The sequence below is a fragment of the Fructilactobacillus florum 8D genome (genome assembly GCF_000512295.1).
GTDB lineage: Bacteria > Bacillota > Bacilli > Lactobacillales > Lactobacillaceae > Fructilactobacillus > Fructilactobacillus florum.
This window is the reverse complement of sequence record NZ_ALXG01000043.1, coordinates 1-11,418: the sequence shown is the minus strand read 5'-3', so window position 1 is coordinate 11,418 and position 11,418 is coordinate 1. Positions and strand designations below refer to the sequence as shown.

At 37.1% G+C, this 11,418-nt stretch carries 12 protein-coding genes and 1 pseudogene; 12 read left to right on the top strand and 1 reads right to left on the bottom strand.

What is annotated here, in order from left to right:
• Positions 1 to 119: 119 nt before the first annotated feature.
• The 5 genes and pseudogenes from B808_RS06670 to B808_RS05240 all read left to right on the top strand — a co-directional run.
• Positions 120 to 239, top strand: a pseudogene (locus tag B808_RS06670) (replication initiation protein); the annotation flags it as partial.
• A gap of 59 nt (positions 240 to 298) precedes the next feature.
• Complete coding sequence (locus tag B808_RS05255; protein ID WP_035422358.1) at positions 299 to 721, top strand: hypothetical protein; 423 nt, start codon at positions 299 to 301, stop codon at positions 719 to 721.
• 2 nt (positions 722 to 723) lie between these two features.
• Positions 724 to 1,959 carry an alpha/beta hydrolase family protein gene (locus B808_RS05250; protein ID WP_009166279.1) on the top strand — a complete coding sequence of 412 codons (1,236 nt, stop codon included), beginning with the start codon at positions 724 to 726 and terminating at the stop codon, positions 1,957 to 1,959.
• Positions 1,956 to 2,315: a hypothetical protein gene (locus B808_RS05245; RefSeq protein WP_009166280.1), complete on the top strand. Its 360-nt coding sequence runs from the start codon at positions 1,956 to 1,958 to the stop codon at positions 2,313 to 2,315. Before B808_RS05250 ends, B808_RS05245 begins: the two co-directional genes overlap by 4 nt.
• Positions 2,316 to 2,317: 2 nt before the next feature.
• Positions 2,318 to 2,596 carry a hypothetical protein gene (locus tag B808_RS05240; RefSeq protein WP_009166281.1) on the top strand — a complete coding sequence of 93 codons (279 nt, stop codon included), beginning with the start codon at positions 2,318 to 2,320 and terminating at the stop codon, positions 2,594 to 2,596.
• A 275-nt stretch (positions 2,597 to 2,871) separates the two neighbouring features.
• Here B808_RS05240 and plsY read toward each other — a convergent pair whose 3' ends face one another.
• Entirely contained in the window at positions 2,872 to 3,522 is a 651-nt protein-coding gene (gene plsY, locus B808_RS05235) for a glycerol-3-phosphate 1-O-acyltransferase PlsY (RefSeq protein WP_009166282.1), read from the bottom strand.
• A 159-nt stretch (positions 3,523 to 3,681) separates the two neighbouring features.
• Here plsY and parE point away from each other — a divergent pair, with 159 nt between their 5' ends.
• From parE to B808_RS05200, 7 genes are all read left to right on the top strand, one after another.
• Entirely contained in the window at positions 3,682 to 5,643 is a 1,962-nt protein-coding gene (gene parE / locus B808_RS05230; RefSeq protein ID WP_009166283.1) for a DNA topoisomerase IV subunit B, read from the top strand.
• 12 nt (positions 5,644 to 5,655) lie between these two features.
• Positions 5,656 to 8,121, top strand: a complete 2,466-nt coding sequence (gene parC / locus B808_RS05225; RefSeq protein ID WP_009166284.1) for a DNA topoisomerase IV subunit A — start codon at positions 5,656 to 5,658, stop codon at positions 8,119 to 8,121.
• A gap of 74 nt (positions 8,122 to 8,195) precedes the next feature.
• Complete coding sequence (locus B808_RS05220; protein ID WP_009166285.1) at positions 8,196 to 9,134, top strand: manganese-dependent inorganic pyrophosphatase; 939 nt, start codon at positions 8,196 to 8,198, stop codon at positions 9,132 to 9,134.
• Between the two features lie 121 nt (positions 9,135 to 9,255).
• Positions 9,256 to 9,693: a peptide-methionine (R)-S-oxide reductase MsrB gene (msrB, locus tag B808_RS05215; RefSeq protein WP_009166286.1), complete on the top strand. Its 438-nt coding sequence runs from the start codon at positions 9,256 to 9,258 to the stop codon at positions 9,691 to 9,693.
• Between the two features lie 24 nt (positions 9,694 to 9,717).
• The gene (msrA, locus tag B808_RS05210) at positions 9,718 to 10,251 is read left to right on the top strand and encodes a peptide-methionine (S)-S-oxide reductase MsrA (RefSeq protein ID WP_009166287.1); all 534 of its coding nucleotides are present in this window, start codon (positions 9,718 to 9,720) and stop codon (positions 10,249 to 10,251) included.
• A gap of 57 nt (positions 10,252 to 10,308) precedes the next feature.
• Entirely contained in the window at positions 10,309 to 10,920 is a 612-nt protein-coding gene (locus B808_RS05205; protein ID WP_100221788.1) for a YdhK family protein, read from the top strand.
• Positions 10,921 to 11,085: 165 nt separating this feature from the next.
• On the top strand, positions 11,086 to 11,418 hold a 333-nt coding region (locus tag B808_RS05200; protein ID WP_035422354.1), incomplete at its 3' end, for a Dyp-type peroxidase domain-containing protein.

Here is an 11,418-nt window from a genome sequence, read left to right as displayed (position 1 = left end):
AAAAAACATCGCGAAAGAACAAAAAAATAAAAAACAAAAATGTAGTTTAATGGTATAATTGTGTTATTAATAATTTTTTAGAGGAGATAGTTATGTAAAATAAGAAGGCAAAAAATGCAATTGACAATTTATTAAGTAGACAAGATTATCTGGTTGTTCAAGGTAACGATTTAGCAGAGGCTTTTGGTGAACTTAAATCCTTTGAACAAAGAATATTAGATTATTGTTTTAGCTTTGTGTAATAAATTGATTAATTAGTTGTTTGTCCTTTACATAAAAAATGTTTAGAAGGGTATGTATGAAAAAGCAAAGAATAAAAATTTTGTTTATATATATGTTATTAGGGATGAGTTTATTTATAGTATTAGGAATAGGAGTATTTAATAAAGTGAAAGAACATAATAGAGAAGTTGCTATTGAAAATAATGAAAAAAGGAAAGCACTTAAAAAGTACGAAACAGAAATTGTTAAAGATCTTTCAAATAGATATACAGGCATAAAAGATGTTGAATTTACCAAATATACAACAACACCATTGGGTACTGTTTATTTTAATTTTTATATTAACCAAAATAAACAAAAAGATAGAATAAGCAAATATGCAATCGATGAAGATAGTAAAAAACCCACTTTAATAGCAGAAGCTGATAAAATGCCGGTAAAAGAGGGGAAAAGTGATTTTAATAATATACAAATCAAATACAACTATGAGGAGTATTAGTAATGAATAATGCTCTTACAGATAAGCAGAATAGTGATTTATGTACGATGGCTTATAGCGTTGATCACCAAAAAGATCAAAATCCTATTCGTCCTAGAAAGAAACCCTATTTTGATACAGAAAATAATAAATATGAAGTTATAGCAACTGAAGATGATCAAGAAACTGGGTTTCAAGGGATGGCAGTTGCTCCTTATAAAAATGGGAAACCTGATTATCATAATGTTCAAATTGCGATTGCAGGGACTAATTTTGATGATATTAAAGATGTTATTACCGATGCAACACAAATTCCTGAATCTAGAACTATTATAGGACCAAGTGCTTATGTATATGGTATTGTTTCAAATGCTTTGGATCATAGCCAATTTACTTCTGCGGATCGATTTTATAATGAAACCGTTAATAAGTTAGAATCCAAAGGATTTTCTGCAAGTGATATTAAACATGGAACTGGACATTCTTTGGGTGGAGCATTGATTTTTTATTTAGCCGCAAAGCATCATTTTTCAATGACAACTTTTTCTAGTGCTGATCCACGAAGTAATTTAAATGATACAGATTTAGCGTATATTAAAAATCATCCAGAAATGTTCAAAAATTATTATCATAAATCTGATATTATAGCTAACTGGCAAATGATTGCTCAACTGGGGAAAGCTTTTTCTGTAAATGAATTTTCATCAAAGTATGGAAAAGGAATTATGGGTATGATTAATGGTCATTTTATTGATAGTTACCATTTTGAAAAAAAGACAGGTCAAGTTGATACTGACATATTTAATACCTTTGATATCGAATTATCATCAATTCAAGAAGAATATAAGCGATTGAAAAGTAGTGGAGCTTTAACTGATGCAGATGAGATTATGTTAGATGCATCAGTAGCAACAGAATTAACGATAGCCATTAGAGATGTAGCTAAAGAGATACTCGATGAGATTATAAAAAAATTACATAAGGTAGTTAGAGAACAAGAAAAATATTGGCAAGAAGTTAAAGAAAAAAGTATGATGGTTAGCTCACAACTATCACCAGATGAATTAATACATTGCTTAAATGAAGGTGGAGCTAACTATCAAAGTATGGTTGGAAAATATAAAGAAGACGCTAATCAAAGAATTACTAAAGCTAAAGAGTTAAAAAATAAGTTTGAAGAGTGGGAAAGTAAGGTACAACAAGGCATTGAAAAAGTGGTTCAAAGAGATAGTGAGTTGGCAAAGGACTTTAATATATGAGTTTAGATTCTAGACAAAAAGCTAAAAAAATTGATCAACTTGAAACTAAATTGGATAATTTAAAACGAGAATATCATGAAAAGCAAGATGAGATTTTTAATGTATATAGACAAGGTAATCGATATTTAAATCAACAGCATGATGTTTATTATAATGTGTTAATTGCATTGGATATACATGAAGAAATTAAAATTAAAACAGGATATTTATTCGAAGAGTTTGGAGATGGACTTATGAGACATCGTAAAAAAGCAGAAACTCAATTATATGATGAATTTCAAGTTAAACAAAAAGACTTGAATAAACAGTTAGATGAAATTGAAAGTAAAACCAATGATAAACGAAAAGAGAATTAATTATGGTAATGCTCTATGATCCAGTCCTAGATTTTAAAACACTCAGCGAGGCAGAGAAAACATTAGAAAAAAATATGGTTAGACTGATCGGTAATGGATCAGTAATTAAATCAAAGATTAAGTATAAAAGTAGTATTGATGAAGTTAGAATTGATGAGGTTAATGGTAAAAGTAAAATAGATGGGTTAAGTTCTAAAATAGATTCTGGAATTAAAGGAAAATGGTCAAAAAAAGTACAAGAAGAAAGTAAAAAAGAAACTTCAAAAATCATTAAGATTTAAGGTTTCTTTTTCTGTTTTAAGAGTTAATGATATATGTACTCTTTTTGTTTAATTTTTATTTTGAAAAAGGGGAGACGCTCTAATGAACCTCTCCCCGTTCCTAACTATTTTTTGCGACTGCAAATAGAAACAATACTGAAACTAATTGCCAGCACATTAATATTTACCATGAAAATTACAAGTTTAAGCATAAAAAAGAACTCTGATCCCGATGGTGGGTAAGGTACTCACGCGAATCCTTGATCAGGGTTCTTTATAGTTAAAGTTAAATCAGATTACCGCCGGCGGTGTTTTAACACACGGGGGCTTTTTTTTACGTATTTTAAATACCAGTAATATAGACCCCAGTCAGTCAAATTCTCTGAACCGTTCAATATTTTATGAATATTATTGCGATGAAGATAGAAGATAAAAACCGTTAAACAAAGCGCTAAGATAATTAGGGCATTGTCGTGGATTAAACATGCCGAAAAGACGATAATAATAAATCCCAACATGCTTCCCAAACTAACCATGCTAGTGATGAAGATACTGGCAATAAACGTAACTGCTGCGATCATAAAAAAACTTAAGTTATAGGCCATTAGCATCCCAGCGCTGGTAGCAACGGCCTTACCACCCTTAAAGTGATAAAAAATTGAAAAGGTATGACCTAAAATTGCAGCAACTCCAAACACTAACGGGTACCAACCGTGAATCCCAAAAAGGGTTGGCAGCCAAGTGGCTAGATACCCCTTTCCAATATCTAAAATCATCACTAAGCTTCCTGCAACTGGTCCTAAAAGACGAAAAGTGTTGGTTGCACCGATATTTTTGGATCCATGCCGAGTAATATCAACATGAAAAAACAATTTTCCAATCCAAATCCCATTTAGAATGGAACCAAGCAGATATGCAATGATTAAAAGCACGATAATTTTAAACATGTTTCCTCCAATGTTACGGTTAATTAACAGCAGTTATTTTAGCATTAATTTTGTAATTAAAACAGTTGCATACCAGTTAAACTCAGTCATTAACCTGGTTTAATTTGCATATCAAAGAAAATAAGTTATCATAATTACAGACAAAAGGAGCGAATGACCATGGCAAAAACCAAGCAGTCACAAGAGTATGATTCGACTTCCATCCAGGTTCTCCACGGACTAGAAGCTGTTCGAAAGCGTCCGGGAATGTATATCGGTTCTACCGATGCCCGCGGACTTCATCATTTGGTGTATGAAATTGTTGACAATGCTGTTGATGAGGCAATTGCTGGTTACGGCGATCAGATAAATGTCACAATCCATGCTGATGATAGCATTACCGTTACTGATCATGGACGCGGGATGCCAGTTGGAATGCATGCCTCTGGGAAACCGACCCCCGAAGTGATTTTAACGGTTCTGCATGCTGGAGGTAAATTTGGTCAGGGAGGTTACAAAACTTCTGGAGGTCTCCATGGAGTTGGATCAAGCGTTGTAAATGCACTTTCAGAATCCCTTACGGTCAAGATTGTTCGTGATCATCAATTATATCAAGAAGATTTTAAAAACGGGGGAACCCCAGTAGGTACTCTACGTAAGCTAGGAAAGACCACCCAACCAACGGGGACAACGATTACATTTAAACCTGATCCAACCATGTTTACGACGACCGTCTATAATTTTGAAACGCTAGCGACGCGACTGCGAGAATCAGCTTTTTTATTGAAAAATGTACAAATTGTACTTACCGATGAGCGGGTTGGTCAAGAGCAAACGGCGATTTTTAAATATGATGATGGAATCAAGGATTTTGTTAAATATTTAAATGAAGCCAAGACAACCATTGGTGATGTGCTTTATTTTGATGGTAACAAAAACGGCATTGAAGTCGAAGTTGCGGCACAGTATAACGACGGTTATACAGAATCAATGCTGTCATTTGTTAACAACGTCAGAACTAAAGACGGAGGAACTCATGAAGCCGGTTTTCGCAGTGGATGGACGAAAGCTTTTAATGAGTACGCACGAAAAGTCGATCTATTAAAAGAAAAAGATAAAAATCTTGAGGGCGCTGACATCCGCGAAGGACTGACTGCGGTAATCGCTCTACGAATTCCAGAGGAAGAACTTCAATTTGAGGGTCAAACGAAGGAAAAATTAGGAACTCCGGCTGCTCGGGCAATCGTTGACAACGTAGTGGCAGAGCAGCTCCGGTATTTTTTAATGGAGAATGCTGATTTAGCAACTCTATTAGTTAAAAAAGCTTTGCGAGCTAGAAAAGCCCGTGAAGCTGCTAAAAAAGCGCGGGATGAAAGTCGACACGGTAAGAAAAAACACAAGAGTGAACGGCTACTTTCGGGTAAATTGACCCCAGCTCAGTCCAAAGACGCCCGACTTAATGAACTTTTCTTAGTCGAGGGGGATTCAGCCGGTGGCTCTGCCAAACAAGGAAGAGACCGTAAACATCAGGCGATTTTGCCATTACGTGGAAAAGTATTAAATACGGAGCGGGCTAGTCTAACTGACATCCTTAAAAATGAAGAAATTAGCACGATTATGTATACAGTTGGAGCTGGAATGGGCGATGACTTTCAACTGCAAAATGCGAATTATGACAAAATTATTATCATGACGGATGCTGATGACGATGGTGCTCACATCCAGATTCTATTGTTGACATTTTTCTATAAATATATGCGGCAAATGATTGATGCTGGTCGAGTTTATGTTGCGCTACCACCGCTGTATAAGATGCAGACGGGACACGGCGCTAATCAAAAGATTGAGTATGCTTGGACTAATGAAGAGCTTGAACAGTTAAGAAAACAGTTTCCTAAGGGGGCTAATTTACAACGTTTTAAAGGTTTAGGAGAAATGAATGCCGACCAACTTTGGGAGACTACCATGGACCCTAGCAAACGTACCTTAATTCGAGTTCAAATTGATGATGCAGTTCAAGCTGAACAGCAAGTTTCTACTCTAATGGGAAATAAAGTAGAGCCCCGACGTAATTGGATTGAAGCCAATGTTCAATTTACGTTAGAAGATGACGGCAGTATCTTGGATCATACGAATAATTAAGAGGTGGCAAGCATGCCGAAAAAGGCGACAATTAAAGAACTAGCGCTAGCGACTGTTATGGATGAACGATTTAGTCGCTACTCAAAGTCCATCATTCAAGAACGAGCACTTCCAGACATTCGTGATGGGTTAAAACCAGTCCAACGTCGCATTCTTTATTCAATGAATAAAGACGGAAATACCTATGAAAAAGGCTTTCGAAAAGCCGCTAAATCAGTTGGAAACGTTATGGGTAATTTTCATCCCCATGGCGATAGTTCAATTTATGAGGCAATGGTTCGGATGAGCCAAGCTTGGAAGTTACGGGCACCGTTGATTGATATGCACGGTAATAATGGTTCCATGGACGGTGACCCTCCAGCTGCCATGCGTTATACAGAAGCCCGTTTAAGCAAGATTTCCAATGAAATGTTACGTGACATCGATAAGGAAACGGTTGACTGGGTCTTAAATTTTGATGATACCGAAAAAGAGCCAACGGTCTTACCAGCACGGATTCCTAACCTATTAATCAATGGAGCTACTGGCATTTCTGCCGGATATGCAACAGAAATTCCACCTCATAACCTGTCAGAAGTTGTTGGGGCATTGATTCACTTACAAAAGCATCCAGATGCCAGCCTAGAAGAACTGATGAACTTTATTAAAGGTCCTGATTTTCCAACCGGTGGGATCATCCAGGGCTTAGATGGCATTAAACAGGCTTATCAAACGGGACGTGGTCGGATTATGATTAGATCTCGTTCCACCATTAAAAAACTTCGTAGTAGCAAAGAAGAAATTCGCATTACTGAAATTCCATATGAAGTCAATAAATCGCAACTGGTTAAACAAATTGATGAAATTCGTTTAAATAAAGAAATTGATGGGATTGCTGAGGTTCGCGATGATTCAGATCGCTCCGGTCTCTTAATCTCAATTGAAATCAAACGAAATGCTGATACGCATGGAATCTTAAATTATCTGTATAAAAATACTGATTTGCAAGTTTCTTATAATTTCAATGTGGTGGCCATTAAGGAAAGAAGACCACAACGGTTATCATTAAAAAGCATTCTGACTGCCTATTTAGATTATCAACGCACGATCATCACTAATCGTACTAACTTTGATTTACGGCAAGCACAAGCCCGACAACATATTGTTACGGGTCTCATTAAAGCACTCTCAATTCTTGATCAGGTAATTGCAACGATTCGCGCAAGTGCTAACCGGACCAATGCTCGTGATAACTTAGTTAAAGAATACCAGTTCACCGAGCAGCAGGCAGATGCCATTGTGGCTTTGCAACTATACCGCTTAACCAATACAGATGTTACTAAGTTACAAGCAGAACACGAGCAACTAACTAGTAAAATTACTGAGTACAATAGTATTTTGGCAGATTCAGCTAAATTGGATCAGGTCTTACGTCAAGAATTAACTGCAATTGCAGCTGAATTTAAGTCTCCTCGGCGCTCTACAATTGAGGCAGAGATTGAAGATCTCCAAATCAGTAAACATGTTACGATTCCATCTGAAAACGTGATGGTATTACTTTCTCATGACGGATACTTTAAGCGAAGTAGTCTGCGCTCTTTTAAGGCGTCCGATGTAGCCGACAATGGTTTGAAGCAAGATGATTATCCGGTCTTTATTGGTCAACTAAACACACAAGATATTGTTTATTTATTTACAGATCGTGGTAATTTAATTTATCGACCGGTTAATGAAATTGATGATTTAAAATGGAAGGATACGGGTTCGCATATTTCTCAGTTAACTGGGATTGATTCACAAGAAAAAGTCATTGCAGTGCATACTTTCCAATCGCTAAAACAATCAGGTAAATTTTTAATTGCGAGCCGAGCTGGTCATATTAAACAAGTTCAGTTTGACAAACTGTTGCCAACTCGAACTTATAAAACTCGTGCCACCAGCTATTTAAAGTTATCTAGTCCAACAGATGCAGTCGTTAGTGTTGCATATGTTTCAAGCACTCAAGCCGAATTGCAAGTACTACTAGTATCACAACAAGGTTTAGCGCTCCGTTATCCACTATCATTAGTTTCTACTACTGGAGCCAAAGCTGGTGGAGTGCAGTCTATGAAACTAGCAGCTGATGATCGGGTGGTTAACTGCCAGTTAGTGGATCCAAATAATTCAGAAGTAGCTGTTATCTTTCAAGATGGAAGTTTTAAAAAGCTCTCTATTAGCGATATTCCAGTGACCACCCGAGGTCGCAAGGGTATCAAAATTCTGCATGAGCTTAAAAGTCGCCGAATTTTAGTCGCCGATTTTTTAATGATTCAGGAAGCTGAACAACTAATCCAGGTTCGCACAGACCATGATCAACAACTTGATTTAGTGTTAAATAAGTATCATGTTGGCACACGAACTTCCAACGGTACGAAAGTACTCGATCCAAAGACAGTGGGAGTTCCAGTGAGATTAACTCATTTGCTGGGAACAGGTCCAACTATTGCAGAGAAAAGTTAGTTAAAAACAGATAAGTTAAGCAAATTATGATAAAGTTAAAATACAATGCTTGTAATCAAAAGGAGAGTTTCAAGATGACAAAAGAATTAGTTTTTGGGCATCAAAATCCAGATACGGATGCAATCGCAGCGGCAATTGCCCTTGCTTATTTAGAAAAACAGGACGGCTATGATACAGAGGCAGTTGCACTGGGAAATGTAAATCCCGAGACGCAGTTTGTATTAGACTATTTTGGAGTTAAGGCTCCACGGGTTGTAAATGCTGCTCGACCAGAAACAGATCAAGTTATGTTGGTTGATCACAATGAACCGCAACAAAGTATTAGCGATATTGCTGACTTGACTGTTACTCACGTTGTTGATCATCATCGCATTAGTGGTTTTAATACTGAAAAACCACTTTATTACAGAGCTGCTCCCTATGGCTGCTGTTCAACCATTATTACCCAGATGTATTCTGAAGAAGGCGTTGACATTCCAAAAGAGATTGCGGGGCTGATGATGTCAGCCATTATTTCCGATACGCTTTTGTTGAAGTCTCCAACAACGACTGATGTCGACCGAGAAGCTCTGCAGGCGCTCGCCGAAATTGCTGAAGTACCGGACTATGCTGATTACGGTGTTAAAATGTTAAAAGCTGGAACGAATGTTGATGCAAAAACAGCGGTTGAATTAATTACAGGTGATGCAAAATCATTTACTCTCGGTAACAAACAAGTTCGAATTGATCAAATTAATGTCGTGGATCTAGCTGATATTACCAAGCGACTAGCTGAAATTAAGGCGGCAATGAAAGTTGAAGCACAGTCTGCTAACTATGATCTCTTTTTAGTGTTAGCTACCAATGTTTTGACCAGTAACTCAATGTTAATTGTGGTGGGAGATCCTAAAACAGCCGTTACAAATGCTTTTCATACTGAGCTTGACGAAAACGATGTGATGAACTTGCCTGGGGTTGTTTCCCGAAAAAAACAAGTTGTTCCACCGCTAACAGAAGCCTTGGAAAATAATTAGTGATTATCAAAAGAATTCTTGCGCATTGCGGGGATTCTTTTTTCGAATTCAATTGTTTGCAATTGAATTCCATTTGGTTATTATAAGTAAGTGTAAGGGAATATGAATAGGAGGGCATAGAATGAGTGAATTAAAAAAACAAGCATTGAAGGACAAGTTAACTCCAGAACAGTATGCTGTTACCCAAGAAGCTGCTACGGAGCCAGCTTTTACTGGTAAATACGATGATTTCTTTAAAAAGGGGATTTACGTTGACGTTGTTAGTGGGGAGCCGCTGTTTAGTTCGACTGACAAATATGATTCTGGTTGTGGTTGGCCGGCTTTCACAAAGCCCATTGAAAAAGATGGAATTAAAAGTAAGACTGATACCTCATTTGGCATGATTCGTGAGGAAGTTGAAAGCGCTCAAGGTAACTCACATTTAGGTCATGTTTTTCCAGATGGTCCCACTGATAAAGGCGGATTACGGTATTGTATTAACTCTGCTGCACTTCGTTTTGTTCCTTTTGATGACATGGATGCGGAAGGTTACGGTAAATATAAGTCATTGGTAGAATAATTACTTAAACTAGGAGGCAGATTCATGAAAAAAACTGATACAGCTATTTTCGCCGGCGGATGTTTTTGGTGTATGGTTGAACCGTTTGATCAAATGCCTGGGATTGAATCAGTTGTTTCTGGTTATACAGGTGGACATGTTGCTAACCCAACCTATGAGCAGGTTTGTTCTGAGACAACGGGTCATACCGAAGCAGTTAAAATTACATTTGACCCGTCAGTTATTTCTTACAAACAGCTTGTTGAGATCTATTGGCGCCAAACTGATCCAACTGATGCTAGTGGTCAGTTCCAAGACCGCGGTGACAGCTATCGGCCCGTTATTTTTGTGAACAGTGCGGAGCAACGTCAGATTGCAGAAGCATCCAAACAGGAGTTGAATGCTTCTGGTAAATTTGATGCGCCGATTGTAACAAAAATCGAAGATGCAAAACCATTTTATCCAGCTGAAGAATACCATCAGGATTTTTATAAAAAGAACCCCTTTCGAGCTCAAATAGAAGAAATGGGCGGTCGAGAACAATTTAAAAAAGACCAATGGGGCAAAGAAACTAAGTAACTAAGTAAAGTCAATTGGAAATGGTGCTTAAAAAATTTTTGAAAGAAGCGTTAAATTATGAAGATGAAAAAAATAATGATGGCCAGTTTAACTACAGTCACATTGGCAGTTAGTGCTGCTAATACGGTTAGTCCAGTTTTAGCTGATAGTAATAATTCCAGCAACATGAATATGAACAATAACAAAATGGATAAAAAGTCTATGGACATGTCCAAAAATAAAGGCTCCATGGCAATGATGATGAAACATGACAATGCCTTACCAACTGATTTGAAAATGGCCAAAAATCCTAAGTTCAAGGTTAATTCAATGGTTAAAATAAAAGCTAACCACATGCCTGGGATGAAGGGTGCAATGGCAAAAGTTACTGGCGCTTACGACACCAATTTGTATGAAATTAATTATAAACCCACCAATGGCGGCAAAGAAGTTAAAAACCATAAATATGTAGTTAAGTCTGAATTGACCGCAGATAATAACAAAGGACTTAAAAAAGGTAGCAAGGTTACCGTTAAAGCTGATCACATGGATGGAATGAAGGGGGCTAAGGGTAAAGTTGTGAAATGCATTTCTGGTCCAGCTTACGCAGTTACCTTTACACCTACCACTGGTGGTCAAGAATACGTGAACCATCTGTGGCTGTCACAAAAAGAGCTGGAAAAAGCTTAAAATTTTAACTAAATTAATTTTGAAATGTTGCTAATTAAGCTTAATCGTTGATTAGCAACATTTTATTTTTCTTATTTTTACTGGTAATCAGGTGTTAAAATAAGAATAGTGAATAAGTTAAGGTGGTTTAATTTATCACAATTAATAATAATGGAGATTTTAAACATGACTACTGTAGATCCTAGCCAAGCTCAAGATGTGTGGAAAGATGTTGGAAAGAATGTTGAATTTGTATCTTTAGCCTTAACTAGGGCAGATCAAGCAACGGCTCAAGCAGCTGTCCAAGAATTTGCAGATCGCTCTCAAGCAATTATTCGTTCGATGCGTATTCGAGAACCAGAAGCAGACCTACGAGTGGCCATTGGTTTCAGCAATTCGGCCTGGGATTATTTATTCCCGAATGCTGCTAAACCAAAAGAACTAGAAACCTTTGCGGGAGTGAGCGGCCCAGAATATTCCATGCCAAGTACTCCGGGAGATTTATTTCTCCATATTCGA

Excerpts from the sequence above, each read along its gene's own strand:
- B808_RS05240 (WP_009166281.1), top strand. The coding sequence starts at position 2,318 with ATGGTAATGCTCTATGATCCAGTCCTAGATTTTAAAACACTCAGCGAG.
- B808_RS05255 (WP_035422358.1), top strand. The coding sequence starts at position 299 with ATGAAAAAGCAAAGAATAAAAATTTTGTTTATATATATGTTATTAGGG.
- B808_RS05205 (WP_100221788.1), top strand. The coding sequence starts at position 10,309 with ATGAAGATGAAAAAAATAATGATGGCCAGTTTAACTACAGTCACATTG.
- B808_RS05245 (WP_009166280.1), top strand. The coding sequence starts at position 1,956 with ATGAGTTTAGATTCTAGACAAAAAGCTAAAAAAATTGATCAACTTGAA.
- plsY (WP_009166282.1), bottom strand. The coding sequence starts at position 3,522 with ATGTTTAAAATTATCGTGCTTTTAATCATTGCATATCTGCTTGGTTCC.
- msrA (WP_009166287.1), top strand. The coding sequence starts at position 9,718 with ATGAAAAAAACTGATACAGCTATTTTCGCCGGCGGATGTTTTTGGTGT.
- parC (WP_009166284.1), top strand. The coding sequence starts at position 5,656 with ATGCCGAAAAAGGCGACAATTAAAGAACTAGCGCTAGCGACTGTTATG.
- msrB (WP_009166286.1), top strand. The coding sequence starts at position 9,256 with ATGAGTGAATTAAAAAAACAAGCATTGAAGGACAAGTTAACTCCAGAA.
- B808_RS05220 (WP_009166285.1), top strand. The coding sequence starts at position 8,196 with ATGACAAAAGAATTAGTTTTTGGGCATCAAAATCCAGATACGGATGCA.
- B808_RS05250 (WP_009166279.1), top strand. The coding sequence starts at position 724 with ATGAATAATGCTCTTACAGATAAGCAGAATAGTGATTTATGTACGATG.
- parE (WP_009166283.1), top strand. The coding sequence starts at position 3,682 with ATGGCAAAAACCAAGCAGTCACAAGAGTATGATTCGACTTCCATCCAG.